This is a genomic window from Erwinia sp. 1181_3 (genome assembly GCF_052824965.1).
This window is the reverse complement of the sequence record NZ_VTDE01000003.1, coordinates 28083-52107: the sequence shown is the minus strand read 5'-3', so window position 1 is coordinate 52107 and position 24025 is coordinate 28083. Positions and strand designations below refer to the sequence as shown.

22 protein-coding genes, 1 tRNA gene and 1 pseudogene are annotated in these 24025 nt (G+C 50.1%); 5 read left to right on the top strand and 19 right to left on the bottom strand.

Going from position 1 to position 24025, the window contains the following annotated elements:
- The first annotated feature begins 344 nt into the window (after window positions 1–344).
- The gene (locus FY046_RS08545) at window positions 345–2417 is read left to right on the top strand and encodes a hypothetical protein (protein WP_446185966.1); all 2073 of its coding nucleotides are present in this window, start codon (window positions 345–347) and stop codon (window positions 2415–2417) included.
- 360 nt (window positions 2418–2777) lie between these two features.
- Here the strand turns inward: FY046_RS08545 and FY046_RS08540 are convergent, their stop codons facing one another.
- The 4 genes and pseudogenes from FY046_RS08540 to FY046_RS08525 form a co-directional block, all read right to left on the bottom strand.
- Window positions 2778–3122, bottom strand: coding sequence for a DUF1294 domain-containing protein (locus FY046_RS08540; RefSeq protein ID WP_339456135.1), 345 nt, complete (start codon window positions 3120–3122; stop codon window positions 2778–2780).
- A 146-nt stretch (window positions 3123–3268) separates the two neighbouring features.
- Complete coding sequence (locus tag FY046_RS08535) at window positions 3269–3844, bottom strand: hypothetical protein (RefSeq protein ID WP_200641439.1); 576 nt, start codon at window positions 3842–3844, stop codon at window positions 3269–3271.
- A gap of 1 nt (window position 3845) precedes the next feature.
- Complete coding sequence (locus tag FY046_RS08530) at window positions 3846–4289, bottom strand: hypothetical protein (RefSeq protein WP_446185965.1); 444 nt, start codon at window positions 4287–4289, stop codon at window positions 3846–3848.
- Between the two features lie 217 nt (window positions 4290–4506).
- Window positions 4507–6225: pseudogene (locus FY046_RS08525) on the bottom strand (flagellar biosynthesis protein FlhA); the annotation flags it as partial.
- A 160-nt stretch (window positions 6226–6385) separates the two neighbouring features.
- Between FY046_RS08525 and FY046_RS08520 the strand changes: the two are divergent.
- Both FY046_RS08520 and FY046_RS08515 read left to right on the top strand, forming a co-directional pair.
- Window positions 6386–6976, top strand: coding sequence for an OmpA family protein (locus tag FY046_RS08520; RefSeq protein ID WP_159337485.1), 591 nt, complete (start codon window positions 6386–6388; stop codon window positions 6974–6976).
- A gap of 174 nt (window positions 6977–7150) precedes the next feature.
- Entirely contained in the window at window positions 7151–7879 is a 729-nt protein-coding gene (locus tag FY046_RS08515) for a YoaK family protein (protein WP_133845695.1), read from the top strand.
- 68 nt (window positions 7880–7947) lie between these two features.
- Here FY046_RS08515 and FY046_RS08510 read toward each other — a convergent pair whose 3' ends face one another.
- The 4 genes from FY046_RS08510 to FY046_RS08495 are packed head-to-tail and all read right to left on the bottom strand — an operon-like array spanning window position 7948 to window position 11099.
- On the bottom strand, window positions 7948–8637 hold the full coding sequence (locus FY046_RS08510; protein ID WP_133845694.1) for an amino acid ABC transporter permease: 690 nt from the start codon (window positions 8635–8637) through the stop codon (window positions 7948–7950).
- On the bottom strand, window positions 8627–9412 hold the full coding sequence (locus FY046_RS08505; RefSeq protein WP_159337482.1) for an amino acid ABC transporter permease: 786 nt from the start codon (window positions 9410–9412) through the stop codon (window positions 8627–8629). The genes FY046_RS08510 and FY046_RS08505 overlap by 11 nt, the downstream gene beginning before the upstream one ends.
- Window positions 9409–10239 carry an amino acid ABC transporter ATP-binding protein gene (locus tag FY046_RS08500; RefSeq protein ID WP_205945425.1) on the bottom strand — a complete coding sequence of 277 codons (831 nt, stop codon included), beginning with the start codon at window positions 10237–10239 and terminating at the stop codon, window positions 9409–9411. Before FY046_RS08500 ends, FY046_RS08505 begins: the two co-directional genes overlap by 4 nt.
- Window positions 10240–10256: 17 nt before the next feature.
- Window positions 10257–11099, bottom strand: a complete 843-nt coding sequence (locus tag FY046_RS08495; RefSeq protein ID WP_446185964.1) for an ABC transporter substrate-binding protein — start codon at window positions 11097–11099, stop codon at window positions 10257–10259.
- Between the two features lie 283 nt (window positions 11100–11382).
- Here FY046_RS08495 and FY046_RS08490 point away from each other — a divergent pair, with 283 nt between their 5' ends.
- Window positions 11383–11679, top strand: a complete 297-nt coding sequence (locus tag FY046_RS08490; RefSeq protein ID WP_159337479.1) for a hypothetical protein — start codon at window positions 11383–11385, stop codon at window positions 11677–11679.
- 55 nt (window positions 11680–11734) lie between these two features.
- On the opposite strand, the gene FY046_RS08485 is transcribed toward FY046_RS08490, so the two are convergent.
- The 6 genes from FY046_RS08485 to FY046_RS08460 form a co-directional block, all read right to left on the bottom strand.
- Window positions 11735–11808, bottom strand: a tRNA-Gly gene (locus FY046_RS08485).
- A 142-nt stretch (window positions 11809–11950) separates the two neighbouring features.
- A complete protein-coding gene (locus tag FY046_RS08480) occupies window positions 11951–12712 on the bottom strand; it encodes a hypothetical protein (protein WP_197931284.1) in 762 nt (253 codons plus the stop codon).
- Window positions 12675–14213: a dGTP triphosphohydrolase gene (dgt, locus tag FY046_RS08475; RefSeq protein ID WP_446185963.1), complete on the bottom strand. Its 1539-nt coding sequence runs from the start codon at window positions 14211–14213 to the stop codon at window positions 12675–12677. Before dgt ends, FY046_RS08480 begins: the two co-directional genes overlap by 38 nt.
- A 573-nt stretch (window positions 14214–14786) precedes the next feature.
- Window positions 14787–15812, bottom strand: a complete 1026-nt coding sequence (locus FY046_RS08470; protein ID WP_133845688.1) for a sensor domain-containing diguanylate cyclase — start codon at window positions 15810–15812, stop codon at window positions 14787–14789.
- 240 nt (window positions 15813–16052) lie between these two features.
- The gene (locus tag FY046_RS08465; protein WP_133845687.1) at window positions 16053–17672 is read right to left on the bottom strand and encodes a methyl-accepting chemotaxis protein; all 1620 of its coding nucleotides are present in this window, start codon (window positions 17670–17672) and stop codon (window positions 16053–16055) included.
- Between the two features lie 116 nt (window positions 17673–17788).
- The gene (locus FY046_RS08460; RefSeq protein ID WP_133845686.1) at window positions 17789–18862 is read right to left on the bottom strand and encodes an alpha/beta fold hydrolase; all 1074 of its coding nucleotides are present in this window, start codon (window positions 18860–18862) and stop codon (window positions 17789–17791) included.
- Between the two features lie 330 nt (window positions 18863–19192).
- Here FY046_RS08460 and FY046_RS08455 point away from each other — a divergent pair, with 330 nt between their 5' ends.
- On the top strand, window positions 19193–19516 hold the full coding sequence (locus tag FY046_RS08455) for a cupin domain-containing protein (protein ID WP_133845685.1): 324 nt from the start codon (window positions 19193–19195) through the stop codon (window positions 19514–19516).
- Here FY046_RS08455 and FY046_RS08450 read toward each other — a convergent pair.
- The 5 genes from FY046_RS08450 to FY046_RS08430 all read right to left on the bottom strand — a co-directional run bounded on the left by FY046_RS08450 (window position 19502) and on the right by FY046_RS08430 (window position 23954).
- Window positions 19502–20173 (bottom strand): SDR family oxidoreductase, encoded by a 672-nt coding sequence (locus FY046_RS08450; protein WP_171148764.1) that lies wholly within the window; start codon window positions 20171–20173, stop codon window positions 19502–19504. The two genes, FY046_RS08455 and FY046_RS08450, sit on opposite strands and share 15 nt — an antisense overlap.
- A gap of 126 nt (window positions 20174–20299) precedes the next feature.
- A complete protein-coding gene (locus FY046_RS08445; protein WP_159337476.1) occupies window positions 20300–20803 on the bottom strand; it encodes a protein disulfide oxidoreductase in 504 nt (167 codons plus the stop codon).
- Window positions 20800–21519 carry a DsbA family protein gene (locus FY046_RS08440; protein ID WP_133845682.1) on the bottom strand — a complete coding sequence of 240 codons (720 nt, stop codon included), beginning with the start codon at window positions 21517–21519 and terminating at the stop codon, window positions 20800–20802. The genes FY046_RS08445 and FY046_RS08440 overlap by 4 nt, the downstream gene beginning before the upstream one ends.
- Window positions 21516–23546 (bottom strand): protein-disulfide reductase DsbD family protein, encoded by a 2031-nt coding sequence (locus tag FY046_RS08435; protein WP_446185962.1) that lies wholly within the window; start codon window positions 23544–23546, stop codon window positions 21516–21518. Before FY046_RS08435 ends, FY046_RS08440 begins: the two co-directional genes overlap by 4 nt.
- A 45-nt stretch (window positions 23547–23591) precedes the next feature.
- Window positions 23592–23954, bottom strand: coding sequence for a copper resistance protein (locus FY046_RS08430; protein ID WP_133845680.1), 363 nt, complete (start codon window positions 23952–23954; stop codon window positions 23592–23594).
- Window positions 23955–24025 lie beyond the last annotated feature (71 nt).

Genomic DNA, 24025 nt, shown 5'->3' with positions numbered 1-24025 from the left:
TACTATAACTGACAGTCAGCCTAACAGCATAAATGTCAGTTATAGAAAGTTAATTATTAAAATATAAAAATTAGCTTATTAGGTGACCACATATGAGGAGAGTGACTTTTATTTTTGTAGTAATTGATTTTTAAATATCACCTTCAAAAGGTTGGGTGATTTAATTATATGGATAATGCACGCCCTCTTTAGCTGATAATAATTACCATGCCGATTTGCTTTGTCAATATGTTATTTTTAAATTGGTGAGGGTTGCTTCGGCATTGATATGAGTGATTGTCATGTAAATTACAGTGATTTTTTGGAGAGCACTGTAAAATTATACTTTAGAATATGAGGCTAATATGGAATATAGAATAAATGAAATATCAAGTTATTTTCAAGGCGTGAAATCAACCGATTCTATGGAAGATGCTGATGGTTGGTTTTTTTCAAAAAAGGATAGCGAAGGTTACGTATCAGCTAGGTTAACTCTTAATGAGTATTTGAAAGGCGATGTTGATGGTGCTGGGATTATATTGATAAGTGCCCCTGGCGCTGTTGGTAAGTCAATGATGGCAAAGGAGTTATGCAATAAAACAGGATCTATATATCTTGATCTATCAGTGGCATCGACTATAGCTGGTAATTACGTTATTGGAGGTTTAGCAAACAAAAATATCCTTCAAGAATGGGACCAAGGTACAGTCGGTTTGGTTATAGACTCACTGGATGAAGCACGTTTGAGGGTAACTCAGACTTCATTCGAGGACTTCTTGAAAGATGTTAATAATGTATCAACTCGAAGTAATAAACCTATAATAATATTTGGGCGAGTTGGTATTATTGAAGAAACATGGCTTATTTTAAAAGAAAACCATGATTTAAATTGTCCTGTTTTCGATATTGAGTTTTTTGATGATTCAGAAGCTATAGAGTTTATTAACAAATCTTTAAATAAACTTGCTTTTGATAGTGAAGTTAGTGATGATTACAAACATCTATCTATCTCTCTCCGCGATCATAAATCAGTATATAACAGTTCAATTACTGAGGTGGTTCAAGCTTTAAAAGAAATATCGGGTAGTGAGTCAACAAGGTTTTTTGGATATGCCCCAGTCTTAGATGCTGTATCTAAAGTAATAGGAGCTATAAGAAACCCATCTAAAATTGCTGAAGAGATGAAAACCATCTTGAATGGCGAAATGTTGTTAAATATCTCTAGGGCAATTCTTACCAGAGAGCAAGGTAAGTTGACATCTCAACTATCAGAGAAATTTAATGATGTTAAAAGCGAGCTTTATACCATAGACGAACAGTTAGAGAGGTTGGCCTGCCGAATTTTTGGTATGAGCGCTATAGCTACGCCTCGTTGCTTAAGTAATGACCTGATTTCTATATATGATGATGCCATAGGTAACATGCTGCCTCAGCATCCATTTTTAGATGGAACAGGCAGGAAATCTGCGGGTTCTGTTTTTGAAGCATGCATTCTCTCACATGCTTTGTTAAGCGATGATGAAAACATTTGTATTGCTGCTAATAAATATTGTCTCTCAGGGAAGATTACGCCTAATCCGTTCTTGTTTGATTTTTTTGTTGAGGCAAGTCCTAAAGGTGGATGTTTAAAGATAAAGAGTTCTCAAATTGGTATTATTTATGATTCTGTTTTGTCGAAACTAAAAAATACAGATGATGCAACTTTGATCGTCAATGATGACGAAGATATGACGCTTAACATTGAGTTCGTTATTTCTGAAGGTGATGCATTCAAAGAAGTTGAGTTTTCTTCTGATGGTTGTGATGTTATATCACTCGGTAGCAAGGTTGGTGGCGTTTTTATCAATACTGATACATCCGATGTTAATTTCTCAGTCAGTGAACAATTAGAGCTGATATCTCCGATAAGTATTACTTGTGATGAGTTACGCATAAATAGCGACAAGATAATCATCAAGTCAGTCAAAAAAAATGAAGAGAATACGAGTGTTGTTTTCGATGCTAAGAATTTTGAATGTGACAAACCTATAGCCGTACCTCTAGTGAGGAACGGTGCTGAACTTCATGTTAATTGGCCATCTTCAGATGCATTCCCTTGGTCTGCATTTTCAAATAAACTCACTAGTAGTAGCTCTGATGAGCGTGTTGAAGATGCGTTGAGAGTTTTTCGTCGTATTGTTATGGCTTTCAGATCTCATAGTAAAGGACGTTTAGCCAGACTTCAGGATAAAGTTAACCATACTCGCATGTTGAGAGATGATGATGGACGAGCGCTTTTAGAAAAGTTAATAAAAGACGGTGTTATAAGTTCTGAAGGGCATATGTATTACCTTGATGCCAATATTTTGGGGAGCATTACTGATGCTGCATTCCGAGATGTTAATACAAAAAATTATTCTCAAAAAACAATTGAATATGTAACGAAAGCAATAAATTGATATTGAACGCAATGAATATGTTAGATTAATAAACAACCCCATTATAGGTGGGGTTGTTATACTTTCAATCTTACTTAATTTTTTAAGTATCCCATTTTTAGTTTTACACACTTTTTGATATTTCCGGTTTATCAGCCATGAGTCGTTATTTCAGGCTTTGCGCATGGCGATCTCCTCAAGGGATATAATCAGCATGTCGGAAGATCTTTAAAAGTGAATTACGCGGATTTCAGGGATGCTTACAAGATAGCCAGGAGAGGAAATCGACTAAGGTAGGAGGATAATCAGCGCAGTCACCATGCCGTTTTTCAGTGATGATATTTATTGCCGTTACGGCGAGATCATTTGTTGGAAATTCTTTTAAAAACTGATCAAGCTCACTGACCAGTGCATCATCAATACCGCCATAATATTCACTATCACACTGAGGAAGAAGTACGTTTTAAACGGTTGTTTTTGCGTTTTATGGCGAAAGAGTTGTTGGCCGAGAATGGCGCCAGGCCAGCCACCGACAACACCCAATATCAGCAAGGTGGACTCAGGGACCCTGCGCCAGGCTTTGCGGGCCGCCATTTTGTCCATGCCATAAACCATCAGCGTCAGCGCGCTGGCGAGCAGGGCCCACGTTATAAAGGGATGTAGAGAGAACGCACTGCCCGCAGCAGCCAGAATCAGAATAAAATAACAAAAGCGATTGAGGGTCATACCATTAGCCACTGCGGTACTCAGCCAGAAAAGAGGTGCACTATACCCGATTCAGGTCTTTGAGTCGTGGAAGATGACTGCCTGAAACAACGTGCACAGTTGGCTCGGTATGTTGATTAGTGAAGAGGCCCCCACCCGGTAGCGATCTAGGGGAAAAGTTCATGCAGCATCTCTTTCTGGCCCAACGTATAAATAAGAAAATCACTTTTCTTAACTTCCTTTTTTTTAATAAGTTGTTTTTTTACGCTTTTGAACTTTTCTGTATCGGAAAAGAAAAGAGCTGTTATATAATCGGAATCTATCAAATCTTTTTGTTCAGAAAGATGTACGACTTCGTCGTAACAGCTTTTATCCTTATTACCCAACCTTTCTTTTAACATGCACTGTGTAAGTAAATACGTACGAATTGGTTTTTTTTCATAGAGAGCCCTGAGGGAGTTAATTCCTTGCTTGTATTGTTTTTCGCCTATGAGACTGTTTGCATACATTAACAGGATGTCGGTGTTTTCTGGGTTTTCTCTACGGATTGAATCTATTTCAGCAAGAATTTTTTTACTCTGTTTAGTGTCAGCCATAACCAACTTTTCAACTAAACTTGCCACCTGAGCGGTAGGGGAGGTGGCAGCGTTGCTTTTAAAGGAAGTCTGTTCGGGGTAAGAATACGTGTAATTACACATGAAAAAAATGGCTATAACTGCAAAAGATAATAATATTTTTTTCATGTTAAATCTGCCTGAAGTTATTCAGGTAAATTTTTGATGTTGACTTCTTTGGGAAAGGCGCTATTGAACCTGTATATCCAGTAGCTAAAATATAACCGCTCTCAATCGTCAACATTGGCTGGATATACTTCTTGGCGGGTATTATAAATTCCGCACTTCCGATAAGTATTTCATCATGTGTGAGCGCAAAAGATTTATCTCTGGCATCTAAATTGTATTTTTTGTGGTCAATGTTATTTTCTACGATGCACCAGGGTTTAACCTGGCCTGAGCCATAAGCTCTGGCTGCATTACACAACATAGAAGCAGATATAAATAACTTTTTTCCTTCTTTTACATCATGTTCAGTCACATTCAAAAGCAAGGTTGAAGATGCATGTAAAGCACCCACCCCCTCAAGGGTTAAAAATCCTAAAGTTGAAAATCTAAATGATTTTGTTGCCATTGTATCCTCCATGATAAAACTAACATAATCCCTAACGATCATTCCCTGAACCGTTTGCCTCTGGTAAGGCAGATGTGACTTTGTCTAATTTAAGTTAAGTTGCTTATTTTGTAAACACGAAGTTGGCAAGGACACGTATTTTCCCTGCCAGGATTCAATGATTTTACGTTGCCCCTCCCTGTATCTTTTGTTGTTAATTATCGGCTGTTTTTCTTCCTCAGCTCACCGTGCCGACAATACGTAAATCCACTTCATCAGGCACTTCGTTATAGGAAAGCACATGCAGACCGGCAGCAAACAGGCGGCTGTAGCGGGCGATGAGTGGGCGCAGCTGTGGCGTCACCAACAGCACTGACGTCAGATTCTGTGCTTTCAACTGCTCCAGCACCACTGGCAGCGTCGATTGCAGCTGGGTGAGAATATTGGGGTCCACCGGGAAGCTGTCCAGACTCACTTTTCCGGCCTGTTGTGCCTGATTCAGTGAACCCAGCAGCAGGTTCTCCAGCTGGTTATCCAGCGTATAGGCGGAGAGCGGTTTACTGTCTGGCGCGATAGCCGCCACCATTGCCCGGCGCAGCGCAAAGCGCACGTCGGAGGCCAGCAGAATGGCATCTTTGGTGACCGCAGCGCTCTCAACCAGCGTTGTGGCAATGGTGGCGATGTCCTTCAGCGATACCTGATCCTGTAGCAGCAGGCGATACACCTTCAACTGCTGGCTGAAATTCAGCGCACTGTTCAGATCGTCTGCCAGTTTAGGGGCCACCCCAGCCAGGCGCAGGTTCAGCTGAGTAATATCGTCATAGTTAAACAGTTCGGGTAAATGTTCACGTGTCACCCGGTTAATATGCGTGGCGATGACACTGGCGCAGTCAACCACTTGATAGCCCAGGTTCAGCGCCTGGGGCTTCATGTCCGGGGTGATCCAGGTGACAGCCATACCGTACGCCGGATCGGTATCCAGAACCCCATCTATTTCACCGTACTGTTCAGCGCCGGGGATGGCCATTAGACGATCGGGATGCACTTCACCGACCGCCGTGCGGACGCCATTTACCTTAATGGCATACTGTGCAGGCTTCAGACGGAAATCTTCGCGGATAGAGATTTCCGGCAGGAGTACCCCACTGGTTTCCGAGACAACCTGGCGTACCCCACGCACGCGCTGGGTCAGTAAGTTGCCTTTCGCTTTATCGACCAGCGTGACCAGTTTATAACCGAGGTTCAGCCCCAGTGGTTCAATCATGGGAATGCTCTGCCAGCAGATATTAATACTGTCGCTGTCTTCCAGTGCGTTGCTTAATGCCGCCATATCTTGCTCATGTCTGGCGGGTTTCTCAACCTGTCGGCTTTGACGCCAGGCCGTAAACAGCAGTAACGCGGTAAAGACCAGGAAGACCAGATGTGGCATCCCTGGAACCACGGCCAGCACAAACATCACAAAGGCGGCGGTATAAAGGGTACCGGGTTTTGCCAGCAGCTGACGTTGAATGTCATCCGAAATACCCGCACTGTCATCGTCGCTGACGCGGGTGACGATAATGGCGGCGGCGGTCGCCAGCAGCAGGGAAGGGATCTGCGCCACCAGACCATCACCGATAGTGAGGAGAACGTACTGATCGAAGGCCTGTCCGGCATCCAGATTATATTTGAAGATACCGATCAGAATACCGCCGACCACGTTGATCAGCAGGATCATAATCCCGGCTATCGCATCGCCGCGTACAAACTTGGAGGCACCGTCCATGGCACCGTAGAAGTCGGCCTCACTGGCAACGTCTTTACGGCGTGCTCGCGCCTGTTCCTGCGTAATCAACCCGGCATTCATATCCGCATCGATCGCCATCTGCTTGCCGGGCAGGGCGTCCAGGGTGAAACGTGCCGAGACTTCGGAAATACGCTCCGCCCCCTTGGTCACCACCACGAAGTTGATCGTCAGTTCCGTATCGAAAGAGGAGCGAAGGGAAATTGTTGCCCATCTGAACGGTGTGTCTATTTTTGATGGGGGGACGTTCAGCCCGGTCAACGATCCCGCTTCTGGCGGAGGCCCTCTGCCACTCATCTCTTCTGTACCTGCTATGGCTGATGCAGAGAGAGAATTGGACGCGCAGACCCCCCCTCAGCCTGAGGCGCTGGAAACCGTCTTGTCGCGTTCGGATCAGGAGTTAAATGAACTTAGCGAGGCCATTGCACGCATCACCGCGGAATTAAACGCACAGGGAAATTTGTCGCTGGAAAAAGTGCCGCAGGGGCTGCGCATTTTGCTGCAGGATGATGAAGACCGGATGATGTTCCCGCGCGGTAGTGCAAAGATAACGCCTTTCTTTACTCGCTTGTTGAGTGAACTGGCACCGGTATTCAATCGTATTGATAACCAGGTGATCATCAACGGACACACGGATTCAGCGACCTATCCTGAGAGCGCGGGATATAACAACTGGAATCTGTCCGGTGACCGTGCACTGGCCGCCAGAAGTGTATTAGAAAAAGGTGGCCTTGAAATACAGCGGGTCATTCAGGTTAACGCGATGGCCGATCGCATGCTGCTGGTCCCTGACGATCCCCTGTCTGCACGCAATCGGCGCATTGAAATTATGGTTCTGACCCAGGCTGCTTCCGACACGTTATATCAATTTTACGGTCAGCATGGCGTAAAAGTGGTGAAGCCAATAGTTGATCGCCTGCATTAGTTTTCACATGCTTCTTCGATCCCCGCATGGGGTAATCGGGTGGTATTGTGCCCACTTTTTTGCTGACCTGGCATCGTTCCTGCCAGACATTGATTCAGACGCTGTCTGGCCCCTTGTTTGTCACGACAAACAAGGGGATCATTCATCATCCCGCATTTGACCTGAGTTCGCTAAATGTTAATCACCACCGATGCAGCAAGGACGTTTAATACGGACAGCCGTCTTGCCTGCACCCTGGCCGCCGTCGCCGGGGCGCTGAACACCGCCGCTTTTGAAAGTGTGGGTTTTTTTGCCGCCAATATGACAGGGAACATCTCTTCACTGTCCGATCACCTGGCGAAAATCAACTTCAGTGCAGGCATCTTCTTTCTGGCTATCGTATTCCTGTTTATCGCGGGATCCGTGTGCTCAACGCTGATCATTAATGCGGGCCGCAGGCGGGGCATCAGTACCATCTATGCGGTAAATATCTTTATTGAAGGCCTGGCTCTGATGGCGCTGGGGGCAGCAGAGATCGGACTGACGCTGGCCTCTCCGGGCGCGTTGCTGGTCCTCAGCCTGAGTTTCCTGATGGGGCTGCAGAATGCGGTGGTGACACGCATTTCCAACGCGCGTGTCAGAACAACGCATGTGTCGGGAACGGCAACGGATATCGGCATCGAGCTGGCGATGCTGTTTGATGTTCTGCGGCGTAAAGAGTCACCTCAGAATGCCCCTCTCTATATGGAACGCCTGCGTCTGCATTTTTATACGGTGATGGCATTTCTTATCGGCGGTGTGGCCGGTATCTGGCTGTTCCACTGGCTGGGGTATTTTTTCCTGATAGTTATCGGCATGGGGCTTCTCTTACTGGCGATGAACACGATGTTCAGCAAACGGCTGTCGCCGGCACAGGGCAGTTAACCTGCGCTGTGCCGTCAGACAACGGGCCGTCACACCCTGATCCTGGCGGCCCGTTTTGCAGGCGCTTATCAGCGAGCCAGACGCCACCGTGTTAATCCCTTTCCTGCCAGATAGGCCAGCGCACTGCACAGCAGATAATAGATGACGCCAACAAACAGAAAGATCTCTGCAGGGTAGATCTGCACCCGATTGTTAACCTGTCCGGCAACCGTTGTGAGTTCAGGGACGTTCACAATAAATGCCAGCGATGTGTCCTTCAGCAGCGAAATCAGTAACCCCAGGTATGAGGGCAGCAGATTTGGCCACGCCTGCGGCAGAAGAATCACGGTGAGGATTTTTATTTTACTGAAGCCTGACGCAACTCCTGCTTCTGTCTGCCCGGCGGGCAGAGATTCCAGCCCGGCCAGCGTTGAGTGCATGACCGCCGCTGAGGTAAACCATGCCAGCGCAATAATCACCGTCAGCGGGCCGGGGATTGAACCGCCAAACACCACCGGCAGCAGAAAGTAGAGCCAGAAAATAACAAAAATCAGCGGGATGCCTCGGATAAAGGAGGCCCAGAGAAACAGCGCTCTGCGCGTCCAGCCGCCGTAGCGCCAGGCCAGCGTAGCCATCAGCACACCCAGCAACAGCGCCAGAAAACCGGCAGAGACGGCCATAATTAACGTCAGTAATACGCCGCCCGGTTCACCTTCCGCCACTCTTCCCCACAGCATGTAGCCAGCATTATCGTGCAGTACTGAGTAGTCAAATTCCATCTTTTGAACGCTCCGACAGGGCGGGTTCCACCCGTTTTGGTTGATGGCGCGGCGGGCGTTTAGGGCCGATCACGGTTAACAGTCCACCCAAAATAAGGCCAAGTAACAGATACAGTGCGGTGCCCACCGCAAAGCCTTCAAAGGCGTGCGCGTTGTAGCTTTCAATACGGCTGACCTGATAGGTCAGTTCGGAAAAGCCAATACCGGTTGCCAGCGAGGAGAGCTTCATCAGGTTCAGATATTGCCCGGCGACAGGTTGCCAGGCATTGGTCAGCGCCTGGGGCAACAAAATGTCCCACAGCAGCGTCCAGCGGCTGAAGCCTTGTGAAATCGCTGCCTCGCGCTGGCCTTTTGGCACGGAGTTGAGCCCGGCCTGAACCTCTTCCACTAAAAATGCCGCCGTGAACAGCCCCAGCCCCCAGACAACGCAGAGAAACTCCGGCGTCAGCCAGCTGATATCGCCAGGAAACGTTGCCCAGGGATGAATATCCCCGATGTAAAAACGCCAGTTCTGCGGCAGCGCGCCCCAGGCGGCGAAATACCAGAACAACAGCTGTACCAGCAGCGGTGTATTACGAAACAGGGAAACAAATACCGACACCGCGCCCTGGGCGATCCGCGATGGGCTCAGACGCATGGCCAGCAGCAGCACCACCAACAGTGTGCTGAACAGGCTGGCAATCAGACTGACGTAAAAGGTGGTGAAAAAACCGGAGATAATCCATTGCAGAGGCTGCCCGGTCAGCACGCCTGCCCAGTCGGGCTGCCAGTTCACAGGCCCACCTGCGATTCAGGATGCAGTGGGAACAACACTTTCTGCAGAAAACGCTTGGCGCGCGGGTGGTTGGGACGGGTAAAGAAATCTTCCGGTTTGGCCTGCTCCAGAATTTCACCGCCGTCCATAAAGATCACCCGGTCAGCGATTTCGCGGGCAAAGCTCATTTCATGGGTCACCACAATCATCGTGATACCGCTGCGTGCCAGTTCGCGCATCACCAGCAGCACCTCTCCGATCATCTCCGGGTCAAGTGCCGAGGTCGGTTCATCAAACAGAATGATGTTCGGGTCAGTCGCCAGCGCCCGGGCAATCGCCACGCGCTGCTGCTGGCCGCCGGAGAGCTGCTCAGGATAATGCTGTGCTTTATCGGCCAGGCCGACGCGCGTCAGTAAGGCCAGCGCTTTTGCCCGTGCCTCCGTTTTCTTCCAGCCGTGTACTTTGATCAGCGCCAGGCTGACATTGTCCTGTGCGGTCAGATGGGCGTAGAGGTTGAACTGCTGAAACACAAAACCAATATGTGTTCTCAGTTGCTGAAGTGCTGCCCCTTTCAGTCCACGCGTTGGCTTACCGTCAATCAGGATCTCGCCATCGCTCACGGTTTCCAGCTGGTTAATCAGGCGGATCAGCGTTGACTTACCGGAACCTGACGGGCCACAAACGGCAACGACTTCACCGCTGGCCACGCTGAGATCGACCGTGGTGATCACCTGATGGTGACCAAACGACTTACTGACCTGGCGGAATTCGACGGCGGTACTTTGTCCCGGCGATGAATGTGAAAAAACCGCAGACGCCGCTGCGGTTGATACATTTTCTTGCTGCATGTGTGATACCTGGCTGATTATTTTGCTTCGATTTTGAATAACCGGGGTTGTGGCGATTTAGTTTGCGGGCCAAACCAGGTGTCGTAGATGCTCACCGCCTGACCGTTTTTCTCCAGGTTCAACAGTTCGTCATTGACCACTTTCAGCAGGCTGGCTTCGCCTTTTTTCACCCCTACGCCAATCTCTTCCTTGCTCAGTAACTCAGGCAGTACTTTGTATTTGGCTTTATCCGGTGCACCGTCCAGCAGGCCAGCGAGAATGGTGCTGTCCTGAGTAATTGCCTGCACGTTGCCATTACGCAGGGCAGACAGCGCCAGTGGGATATCGTCATACGACAGCACGCGTGACTGCGGGAAACGGTTATGCAGTTCCTGTTCGCCGGTGGTGCCTTTTACGGCACCAATGCGTGCCGTCGCGTAGCCATCCAGTTTATCCGGTGAACTGACGGGCACCAGGAACTGCTGTCCGGTGACAAAGTAAGGCACTGAGAAATCGATCACTTTTGCACGTTCAGGCGTGATAGTGATATCGGCCACAATCAGGTCCGCTTTACCTGACTGCAACAGGGGGATGCGGTTTGCCGGGTTGGTCGGTACCAGTTGCAGCTTCACGTCCAGGGTTTTTGCCAGAGCTTTCGCGAAGTCGACGTCATAACCGACGATTTCGTGGGTTTTGGCATCCACTGAACCAAACGGCGGATTGGCGTCAAAGGTGGCGACTTTCACCACGCCGGCTTTTTTGATATCCGCCAGCTGGTCAGCATGCACGGCAAAAGTGGTGATGCTGGTCAGTGCCAGCAGCAGTGCAGCAGAAAGGCGGGTTTTATGGAATGAGCGGTTGTTGCGTGTCGCCATAATCATAGTTTTTCCTTATGTATAGTCCGAAAGGGGGAATGACCCCGTTTTCCTGAAGGCAGGTGATAGTTATTATTTTCTTTTAGGATTGATAGCGTTACATAAAGGAAAAATGACGGCTACAAACAAAAAGGTCTATCACCTGCTAAATTATGCATAAGTAAAATATCTGTATTGCGTGGGTTGCTCCGGTGTTGGCAGGACGTTAGCGGCAGTGAGTGACTATTCAGGAGGTTTTTAATGTAGTTTAGAGGGCAGCAGAATAAACCTAACGGCAAAGGTGCCAGAAATGAACAGAAAAGTAATGTGGTGCCTGACGCTGGCGCTGCTCACCGGATGCACCGCCTCTGTAGGGCAGAACTTTGATGATACCCAGTTGGCAAAAATCCATCATGACGTGACCACAAAGCAGGAACTGATCACATGGTTTGGTCAGCCCTCTTCAGACACACCTTTCCCGCAGGGGCAGAGCATTCTGATGTGGACCTGGAGCCAGGCAAAAACCGGAACGACGACCGAAGGCAGAACGCTGACGATTCAGCTACAAAATGACAAGGTCAAAAACTATACGGTCAGTAAAACCTGAATGTGTTCATGGTTGCGTTGTTAACGGGCTGAGGCAAAGCGAAGAGGGGAAGAACTGGAGCGGCCAACGGGAATCGAACCCGTGTCATCAGCTTGGGAAGCTGAGGTAATACCATTATACGATGGCCGCAGAGCGGGAGGGATACTACCACAGGTCTGACAGGAAATGTTGAGTCATATCAAAGATAAATCGGTGGGATAATCATTCTTCAGCCGGAAGGTTGTTTTTTCCCGGAAAAAACGCTGTACGGGTCAATTGAAACTTGGGAGTGCTACGTTGGATTGATGTTGACCCTGAGATCGGATTCCGGGTTGGCTAGACGCAAACTCTGCAACAATTGATTAATTTGAGCAGCGGTAAAGGAATTAGTGTGGTAATGCGTCATTTCATAATGCATCAAAGCATCGAAATTATATGTATAAAGTCGCTGATGTAAGAATGTACACAGTTCTGGTCCCAGCACCTCTACCCGTTTGGAATAGATAGTACGCAGAATTTTAATCAAAGAACCTGACTCATTGGGGGTCTGGCTCAGTACCAATTCCAGGCGTCGTTCATGAAGATCGTCCAGGTAGTTTTCCGGGCTGATCACCTCTCTACTGTGGATGTCATAAAGAATGGCGTCCCATGTCATAAGTGTTGTTTTAAACAGACTGTGCGCGCCTTCAAGAGGAATAATATTTTCTTTAAAGGCCCAGGTATCTGACAGGCACCACACATCAAAATCCATATCGTGATAGTGAAAGCGTATACCTCCTAGCTTAGTACAGGTGAGGTTTTGGACATCGATGGTTGAAAGAACACGTAACAAGTCCTCGTGGTTACTGTCGACCACGATATCGATATCGGAAGTGAAACCTTTGTGACCAAAAAGCCCTATGTCGCGGATCATTCCACCGAAGATCCATGCACGATTGTGTTCGGCCAGCGTGTCAATCAACACTCTGGCCGCCTTTCCTTCATAACCGGAAAGGAAAAAATCGTCGATACGGCGTTTAAGATGCTGTTGGTTTTTGACGACTTTCATATTCATAGAGTGATTTTAACTCATCATGAAGATCCATCAAATAGCTGTCGGTCATCCCTGCAATAGCATCAGTCAGCAACTGTGCTTCTTTGTACAATCCTGGTAACGTATTGTTCGGATCTTCAAAGATTCGCCTGTAGTTTTCTGAAATGCGACCATAAGCGTAACGCCCAAATGGCGTCTCTGAGAGATGCGTAGGTTGGGGTGTGAAACCAGACTCACTTTTTGCCCGCTCTTTTTCCTCCTGAGTAGCCGCTCGGGTTTTATGTCCATGGATCCCCACCCATAGCATATCCATTAAGCCCTGAATATAGTTTGACCCTTTCAGCTCAAGTTCCAGAACAGAACGGTGGCGGTAGCCGCGAGTTTTATCGAATTCTTTTAATGCATCACAGAGCTCGGCACCGCGACTTATTCCCATTAAGTCCTTGATGTCGCATTCGTCACGGAGAAGTGACTGGTGATGATCATGGAAAGCATCGACAGCGGCATTGATCAGGGAGCTCGTTGCGTTAACCCGGAACATTTGCATGCTCATATCATTGAGTTCAGCAGGAGAAAGATCGCTTCCCTTTGTTTTCCATCCCTGATTTTTTTCCTCTGTTTTTTTAATAACGGACTTAATTTCCTCATCGTCACTTTTATCCCAACATTGCAGGAAATTAATCAGATCATGGTAGGAGGCCAGGCCTTTTTTCACTGTATCCTCTGCATCCAGAACGGAATAGGCAATATCATCACAGGCTTCCATAATATAGGTGAGCGGATGGCGTAGCCCTTCACTCAATCCGGTTCTTTCCCAGACTTCACTGACAACGTCAGATTCTGAATAGAAGAAACCTTGTTTTTTCCACGGTGTTTTTTTCCTGGTATAAGAAGATTGTGGATACTTAATTAAGGCCGCTAGCGTGGCGTAGGTCAGATTAAGCCCATACTGGTCGTTGAGAATTTGCAATTTGGTGACCAGACGAAACGTTTGTGAATTGCCATCAAACTTGAAGAAGTCATCATAGATTTGTGGGTTGTCCTCTTTCTTGACCAGATGTGTCAGATGTCGAGTAAACCAGGAACGCATTGCTGCTTCCCCCTGATGGCCATAGGGTGGATTACCCAAATCATGGGCTAGCCCAATGGCTGCAAGGAGAGCCGGGACATCACGTTCCACACAGATGTCCTCCAAGTGACCAAAAATTTCTTTTTTCAGGTCAAACGCCAGCCTTATCCCTATCCCTCGGGCAAAGTTAGCCACTTCATGTGAATGTGTTAAACGGGTACGAACACTGTCATTACGGTCCAGGGGGAAAACCTGTGTTTTATCTGCCAGCCGACGAGTTGGAGCAGAAAAAAGGAGGCGGTCGTAATCACGTTCAATTTCCTGACGTCCTTTGCTTAAAGATAAGGTGTCAGCTTGAGCATGAGATGGATTGCTTTTTTCTTTTTCTTTTTCTTTTTCTTTTTCTTTATCTTTACGGCGTGCAGTACAGAGAAGATTTTGCCATTTCATCATCACATCCTTGATGTTTATATGTAAGGTGAAACTATCAAATACAATGAAAGTGGTCTATTTTTTTTGGTGAGTGACGGTGGTAATTGTAATGATGCGCACATTTATATGTAACGGCGTTATGATATTTCACTATGGTGGCAGTGTGAGTGGTGTGTTATTTTATTACGAATGGAATATAATAAACAACAAAAACAAAAAAACCGACTTCATCTGTCGGCTAAATTTTGCAGATACTCAAGTATTATGCCATCAGGTTTACCTGGTTGCCGTCGTCGACATTTCTGTCTCTCCAGCAACCCCCCGACTTCAATTTCATCGGCAGGGCGGTAAAATACTTTAGCAAAAAACATGAGTATTGCTGTTCATGCCTCATCCCTTGAGGGCTAGAACCATACATACGTTGCCAGACAGTATGCCAGTGTCAGTGACAGCAGAATCAGCTCTGCAGGTTTAATCAGGTACATGACAGGTCCGTACAATTCAGGATGAGTGCTACTTACATCGGTCTCTTTCACTGAAACTTTAGGGATACCTGCCCGGAAATCGGCAAGTTCAGGCAATGTATAGGGTCTGCTAAAGCGACTGGCCACAGACCTGACGCTGTTTGCGGCGCCCTTTATCTTCGTACATGGCGGCATCCGCATCGCGCACGGCGCTGTCCGGGGTGCTGAGCGATGGGTCCACGTGAATGATGCCGATGCTGGCACCAGCATAGTCTATCCTTGTGCCCGAGAGATGATAGCGTCCGCTCAACAGTGCCGAAATACGGTTTTTGAATGTCGTCGCGGCTGCGGTCTGAGCATCTGAGGCATCAAGGGTGGCAATAATAAATTCGTCCCCCCCAAGGCGTCCCAGAACGTCATCCTCGTGCACCAACTCTTTCAAGCGCTCGCCGATGGCCTGCAAAAATTCATCACCGGTTTTGTGCCCGTAACGGTCATTAATCTGCTTGAATCCATCAAGATCGATAAAGGCCATCATCAGATGATGTGTATCGTTACGCGCGTGTGCAAACAGCTTTGGCAGGTTGGCAAACACTGCCCGTCGGTTTGGCAGGCCCGTGAGCTCATCGGTGTGGCTCACTGCCGTAAGCGCAGCGTTGGCTTCCTGCAGCTCTTCCAGCAGCTGTTCTTTACGAATGTACTGGGAAATCAGCTCGGCAAAGAGCTGAAGCACCTGTTCAGCGCGATCTGACAGTTCCCGAGACTCTGAGCTTGCTGCGCATAGCGTGCCATAAATCGCGCCGTCACCCAGCCACACCGGGGTACTGACGTAAGTGGTGATCCCCAGCGCTTTCGCGGCTTCGGAATCCCCCCAGACTGCCGGAACATCGCAGGTATAACTGCGGCCCTCGTCCAGAGCGCGTTTACACAGGGTATCTTCCCAGGGAACAGACAGCCCTTCAGGGATCTGCATTGCTTCGCTGTTGCGCGCATAAACGATGTGTTGCTTGATACCGTCTGCATCAATATGGGTCAGGTAGGTGGACTCCATATCCGTGACCAGCTCCAGCATCTCTAGCAGCTGGCGTACAAAACCTTCGAGCGTTTTTTCCGATCCAAGCGCCGTTGAAATGCGCTCAATCAAATTTTCCTTCATAGGTCAGTTTCCCGGACATGGTGTTGATATTCAAAAAGAGAAAGTGAGGCGTCAAAACAATGTTGTTCGTTATAATTTTTAGTTTTAGGAGCGTATATAAATGTGCTCCGGCCGCTCCGGCCTTGTGTCACTGAGTTTATCATCGGACTGAAAAGAAAAACATTGAGGGGAGAATGCAAATTGAGTAGTTGGGAATAATCTTATGGGTAAAAGGGCCGTCATCATCCGGCCCATCTGAGTTTATCGCAGGTTAACTAACGCCATATCTTGTGGCCCTTTAAACAGGTCGTTTTCCAGCGTGGTTTTCTCATCCTCGACCTGGAAGCGGGTGACCGACTGCTGCAAATTCACCACCTGCTGTTGCAGGGAGCTGGCTGCCGTTGCCACCTCAGAGACCAGTGAGGCATTCTGTTGTGTCACGCCGTCCATCTGATGAATGGCAATATTAATCTGCGAGATACCGCGCGTCTGCTCCCCGGAAGCCAGCATCACTTCATCCATGATGTCCACCACTTCTTTCACGTCGACCATCACTTCATTCATGGTGTTGCCTGCCGTTTTCACCAGCCCGACGCCCTGTTCAATACGGCTGAGAGAGTTATCGATCATCGAACCGATCTCTTTCGCCGCCGTTGCGCTACGCTGGGCCAGTACTCGTACTTCAGAGGCGACGACCGCAAAGCCGCGACCGGCTTCGCCTGCACGTGCCGCTTCTACTGCGGCGTTGAGCGCCAGCAGGTTGGTCTGGAATGCAATGCCATCAATCACGCCGACGATATCACCGATTTTGGCCGAACTGTGTTCGATGGCACTCATAGTCGACACGACATCAGAGACAACGCTGGCACCGCGTGAAGCCGAGGCTGAGGCTTTTTGCGCCAGTTCGTTTGCTTTGCGTGTGTTGTCCTCATTGTTTTTAACCGTCGCCATGATTTGTTCCATGCTCGACGCGGTTTCATCCAGCGAGGCGGCTTGCTGTTCGGTGCGGCTGGAAAGATCGATATTGCCGGAAGCAATCTCCTCTACGCCCGCGCCAATCGCATCGGTACCGTTACGCACGACAAGCACCATATTTTCCAGTCCGTCACGCATACGCTGAACGGCGGCAAACAGATGGGCGATCTCATTTTTTCCGCTGGCATCAATACGCGCACGTAAATCGCCTTCAGCAATGCGGTCAAACACGGTAACGGCATTGTTGAGTGGTTTCACTACCAGGTTGGTCATCACTGACCAGGCCAGTCCGGCCAGCAGCAGGGCACAGGCGATAGCGCAGTAGAGGATGAACTGCATAGTGCTCACCCGATCGCTGGAGTCTTCATACGCCACATCAATGCTTGAGAGCTTAAAGGCGACCAGCGCTTTTGAGGCTTTATCAAAGGCGGCATAGAGTGCCGTCGACTTCCCGGCGCGCTGGCGATAGTCGTCAAGATTACCCGCTTCCAGCGCGGAAAACGCCGGGTCAATAAAGGTTTTCATCAGGGTATCGCGTGCGGCAGCCATTTCTGTGGCAATCACCTGCTCTTCTTCTGATTGCGGATATTTCAGATAGTCCTGCCATTTCGCCCCGGCACTGTCTACTTTACCTCTGGCTCGTTCTAAGGCGACTTTGGCTTTCTCGGTGTCGCCATTGACCATCAGTGATTCATACAGACGCAAATCTAATCGTCCACGCAGCAGCAGCTCGGAACTTTCATTCAGTGCAACCAGCCCTGGCAGCACTTCGGTATCCACGCGGGCAAAGGATTTATTGCCAGACTGCACCGCAACTAATCCCAGAATACCGACAAAAAGTAATAATGCGGCTAATGAAAAAATCATCATGCTCAGTGCGGTACGGATCTTTATTTTACGAAACATAGCGTATTCCCTGTTGCCGGTTTGATAATGAGGAAAAAGAGTGGTGTCGGAAATAAAGGCATAATAAAAATAAAAGACCGGAGGCGACATGGGTCACTTCCGGTCAGGTACGGCTGTTAATTATTCGCGTGTTCCCTGGTGCTGGCTAAAAATGACTTCAGTTTCTCGTTATAAAATTTTGCCGACATCATGGTGCCATGCCCGCTGGTCTCTGCACTGGCCGGAATAAGCCACAGCTCGGCCTTTTTAATCTTGTTTAATTCGCGGCTCAGCGTGCCTGTTTCCACCGGATTACGTTCATCATCTGCCGAATTAATAATCAGCATGGGGGCGGTGATACGGTTTAATGCGGGTTGCGCATTATAATTCGCTGACGAACCCCAGATATAAATAAAATCGTTGGCGTCAGCGGTAAGCGGGGTAGCCAGGCGGTCGTCAACCAGCTTATCGGCCAGCGCACGCGTTGGTGCTTTATGCTGCCAGGCCAGTGTGCCGCCAGTGGTGGCAATACTGAACATAATGCTGGCTGTTTTCAGCGCAGGGGGCTGCTGACGGTAATTGCCCTCAGCCCAGGCGGGATCGCCCTTGATGGACTCAATTAACATACGGCGCATCATCCAGTTACGACCGGACAGCTCAGCAGGCTGCGAAGCCATGGGCACCAGGGCATCCATCATGCCAGGGTATTTTTCACCCCAAAGCCAGGTTTGCATACCCCCCATCGAATACCCCATGACCAGACGTAAATGGGAAATGCCCAGCCCTTCTTTGATTAAACGATATTGCGCGGTGACCATATCGTTATAATCGTAGTGCGGAAACGCCATACGCAAACCGTCGGACGGCTTGGATGATTTTCCGGACCCAATACTTTCCGGCATGATAATAAAATATTTGCTGATATCCAGTGCCTGGCCGGCACCAAATAATTCGCCGCCAAATCCCTCGGCTAATAGTGCTTTTATTGGCTGGTTAGTTCCGTGAAGTAATAATACAGCAGGTTTACTACTGTCACCCAGCGTGTAGTAATGAATGCGCAGGTCTTTCAGCTTCTCACCGCTGTTAAAGGTGAATTCCGGTGCAACCCAGTCGGCCTCTTTCGGTGATAACACCGTGCTGACTGCCTGTGTTAAAGGTGACAGGCTTAACAGAATAATGCCTGTTAATCCTGATACGATACGGTTAGCCATAAAACAACTCATCGGTAAGCAAGGAGTATTGGATGGCCGATGTTAATGTCAATTGAGATAAATCCCAATAAACATAAACATCATCAATGATAAAAACAGATTATGTTCTGATTGTTGCTGTTTACACGAGATGTTTTCCAGCTAATTTTTATTACGTTAACACATCGGATATTCCACTTTAGTCTTCCCTGAATATTTCTTTAGTCACGCTTTCATCTTACTGTCATTTCACTGTCACTAACTGCCGTGTGGAATAGCTTAGTGAAATATCTTCGTTCCTGCTGCGCGAAATTTCGGGTATCTCTGTCTGTCACCCGACAGGAGGATGGTATGTTTCAGGCAGCATCATTATTAACCGGGGCCGCAGCGCTGCCGGATGTGTGGCGTTCTGCCATTATCAGCAAGATTGGCCAGGCGAATGTGAAACTGATCCGCATGGGCGGAGAGGGGATACCGGATGAAGTGCATGAGCATTTTGCCGAGCTACTGGTGGTGATTGACGGGCAGATGGATCTGGCGATTGACGGGCAGATCGTGGCGCTGAAAAGCGGGGACTATTTTGTGATACCGCCGGGCAGCCCTCATCGGGTACTGCCCGGCAGCAGCGGCACATTACTGCTGGTCGATGCCGATGAGGCCTTACCAGGCGAGTAATTTTCCGCTGTAATCAATGTAGTGGTGCCCGCCTTTGCCACGCCAGGCGACCAGCTGATCGGCAATGCCACCCGCGCTTTGCGCCACCGTCAGTGGGGCATTTGTCCCTCCCATATCGGTTTGCACCCAGCCCGGGTGAACGCAGAGCAGCGTCTGGCCCTGGGCATCCGTCTTCGCCGACAACCCGCGTGCCAGCATATTTAACGCGCCTTTGCTGGCCGCATACAATGGATACGTTGCGTCAGGATTCTCATTCAGACTGGCGAGCTGCGAGGTCATCAGTGCCAGAATGCCGCTGCGGGGTTTGACCTGTGGTAGCAGCGCTTCAGCGCAGCGCAGCGGCGAGAAGGTGTTGGTCATAAACAGCGCCATCAGCTCTTCGTCGCGGGTACGCGACAGCGTTTGATGCTCCGGTCCATAGACGCCTGCGTTAATAAACACCACATCAAACTGCTGGCCAGCCAACTCCGCCACCAGCGCTTCTCTCTGATCCGCCAGGTTAATATCCAGCGTTAGCCAGTGGATGGACGCCGCACTGTCCGGCGTGTCCTTGCGCGTCGTTGCGGTAACCTGCCAGCCGCGATCGGCCAGAGTCGTTGCCAGCCCTAAACCGATGCCGCGCGAAGCGCCAATAATCAAAGCCTGTGGGGTTGTCATGAGAATGCCTTATGTCATGTCGGAAGCGTAGGGATCGTGCGGAAAAGCATAGCAAAAATTCAAGCTGTCAGGTGATTGCCTGTGCTAAGTGAGGCGGACAAGCGAATGCTCATCCACCTCTGACGGTCAGCTCAGGCCCGCCCACCACAGCCGCAGCTGCATGCCCCAGCCACTGGTATAACCGGTAGTGGTGCCCACCACCTTGCCTTTATCAATAATCACCAGCGTTGGGGTCACGCTGATATGCCAGTTGGCAGACAGTCTGCCTTCCGGGTCATTCACCAGCGGCAGGTGATACTGCTTTGCTTGTAAATAGCGCTGCACCTTGTCATTTTCACCGGAACGGAGCGCAATGCCGATAACGTTGCGGCCTTGCTGTGCCATATCAGCCACCGTTGGCGTGGTAAAGCGACAGACACCGCACCAGCTGGCCCAGAAATAGACCAGCAGCGGGCGCTGCTGGCTTAACGCCTTTAGCGTGACCTCATGCCCGTCGAGGGTAAGCAATGGCTGGTCAGCAAAGGCCAGCGGTGCCTTTGGCGCGCGCCAGCTGTCCATCACCCACATCCCCCCGGCCAGCAGCAGCGCCAGTACCAGTATCTCACGTGCCCAACGTTTCAGGCGGCTCATGGCGTTTGTGCCAGCTGCTGTTTCACCAGACGCTCCAGCTCTTCATACGACACGGCGCCAGGCAGCAGACGGTTACCTATCAGCGTGGCTGGCGTGCCTTCAATGCCCAGATGCTGTGCCAGCTTCAGGTTGGTATTCACCGTCTCCAGGCTCTGTTTATCCGGCTGCGTTATCGTCACGCCCAGCTTTTTCTCTGCGGCCTGAATACTGGCGTCATCATGGTTGCCCTTCTTTGCCATCAGACGCTGGTGCAGTGCCAGCCAGCGATCCGGCTGCTGTTGCCACAGCGTCAGTACTTCGCGCGCAGCGGTCATCGAGCTTTCGGCACGGTATGGCAGCGGTTTGATGATCACGGCAACGTCCGGGTACTGCTGCACAATTTTTTCCAGCAGCAGATCGAACTGTTTACAGTAAGGGCAGTTGTAGTCGGTAAACGATACCAGCGTCAGCTTCGCATTCTTTGCACCGAGGCGCGGCGATCCGGCATCGTCATACAGTGCCGCCTTGTTCTGTTCAATCACCTGGCCAGTCACATTGGCCTGCTGCGCCTGTGCCTGTTTATCGTAAGCATTGGCGGCTTCAGCCAGAATCTGTGGATTTTCCACCAGTGTTTCGCGGATCAGTTGCTTAATCCGTGCCTCCTGCTCCGGGGTAAACGGGGCCGCAGCCCACAGCGGTGTAGCAACCAGTAACAGGGCAATCAGAGATTTTTTCATTGTTCAATTCCTTTGGCATTATTCAGGGTTTTCAGCAGGGTGGCACGGTCAAGCAGCGGAGAAAGCACCACGCCCTGGGGAGCACCCGGTCCATAAATTTGATTAAACGGCACGGCCACGCTGCCGCGCTGTTGCAGGAAATGGGTGATCGTTTCAGACGGACGACTCCAGTCACCGCGCAGGGTCACCACATCATCTGCTAATAGCGCCTGCTGCACATCATCGCGCAGCAATACGTTGTATTTATTGGCTTTACAGGTCACGCACCAGTCGGCAGTGATATCAATAAACACCCGTTTTTTCGCGCCCAGAGCCTGGCGGATCGCCTGTTCTGTCAGCGGCTGCCAGGTAAGCCGATCCTGCATTCTGTGCTGATCTGATGTCGCGCTGAATGTACCCGCCAGCAACACGCCACCGGCCACCAGCAACAGCACTACCGTGACCAGTGCCGCCCGCCGGAGGCCGAACTGTTTCACCAGTGTGGCGAGCAATACCAGTACGATCGCGGTCGCAACAGCCAGTGTGGCGAGCAGGCCAATATGATTCACCAGCAGGCTGATCAACCAGAAACAGGAGGCCAGCATCAGCATTCCCAGGGCGATACGTACTCCATTCATCCAGCGCCCGGGGCGTGGCAGCTTCAGCGCCAGGGCGGGCCAGGCGGCAATCAGCAACCAGGGCAGGCTCATGCCGATGCCGAGGGCGGCAAACATCACCCACAGCAGTGGCAGCGGTGCCGCCAGGGCAAATGCCACCGCAGTACCGAGGAAGGGAGCTGAACACGGGGTGGCCAGCAGCGTGGCAAATGCACCCTGCCAGAAATGCTCGCCAGGACCACGGCCAGAGTACGTTGCCAGACGGGTATTCAGGCCTGATGGCAGGCGCAGATAGAGCAGGCCAAACAGGTTGGCGCTGAACAGCAGGGTCACCAGTACCATGAAGCCAATAAACCACGGATTCTGGAACTGAATACCCCAGCCCAGGGCGTGATTACCCAGACGAAGTACCGTCATCAGCAGCGCCAGCACCATAAACGAGGTGATAATTCCGGCACTGGAGGCGATAAACTGGAGTCGCACGTTGCGGCGGTCGCGCTGTGGCGTATTAACAATGCTGCCGAGTTTCATGCCCAACACCGGCAGTACGCAAGGCATCAGGTTGAGAATAAAGCCTCCCAGCAGTGCCGTCAGCAGCATCTGCCACAGCGGCAACACCGGGGAGCGCTGTCCCCATCCTTCATCAACCAACAGGGTAATCTGTTGCGCCAGGCCGTTATCCGCCAGTACCAGAGACAGGTTCTTTCCGGTGATATCGGGTGCGTTGTCACCCCATTCATCGCTGACCGGCACGCGGGCTATCAGCATTGAACCTCTGAGGGTAAAGCGTGGTTCGCCAAAGCTGGTACCCTCCAGCCCGTCAAGGAACAGCGCAGGCTGCTGCCAGCCGTCCTGACGTTCGGCAACAATCTGTAGCTCTCCCTGTTGATAACCCGCGACGAGGGTGTCAGCAAGGCCGCGTTCAATCGGTACGCTGCCCATCGCCTGGGCATAATCATGTTCAAACGACGCATCAACAGATGACGTCATATCAATAGTGAACGGATAGTCGGTGAGGATGCAGACGTTGCTACAGGTGGAGAGCGTCAGCGTTTCGACCAGACTTTTCGGGGCCGGGCCGGACAGTTCAATCGGCAGCGTAACGCGCTGATGATAACCCTGAGTGGTGATCCCCGCGACGTTAAAACGTTGCGGCAAAGGCCAGAACCAGTGTGCCTGGGTTACGGCATTCTGCCAGCGAATGGTCGGGGCAATCCCGCCTTCACCCGGCGATCGCCAGTAGGTTTTCCATCCATCCTGTAACTGAATATCCAGCAAGATGCGAGTGCGGTCGGCCTGTGAGGCATCGGCACGCAGGCGAACCTGAGCGTGACTGTTTTGGGGGTTTTGCAGCCAGCCACTGTCAGCGGCCTGCAATGCGGGCAGCCAGAATAGCAGCAGGAGAGCAAAGCTCCTGATAAGCGTAAACATGTTATTTCTCCGTAAATGATTAAAAGACACCGGTGGAACGGTGTGTCATTCGCGGAAATTACAGTTAATCAGATGGATACGGAGTAGCGGCGCACGACAGGGGCGTGCCGGAGGAAAAATCAATGGGAGAAGACAGCACAGTGCCAGTACTAACAGGAGAATGACCGTGGCAGGCAGGACGCTGTCGAACAGCAGCGGGGCAGCCAGCAGCAGCGTTTTGGCGCTGAGTTCACAAGGGGTTATCGACGCGTCATCTGCGTTGTCCGGGGCGGTATTGCTGAGGCTGAACGACGTGGTTGGAGGCATTTGCAGGGCGTGCAGGCTTGCCATGCGCTGTGCCATACAGACCAGTATGACCAGGCAGGCGAGCGCCAGAAAGCCCATTGCGATGCGTTGTCGTGTTGCCATTACCCGCCCCATTTGAAAAGAGCGACCATCTTAATCAAACGGTCGCGTTTAACAATGGTTACGCATGTAAA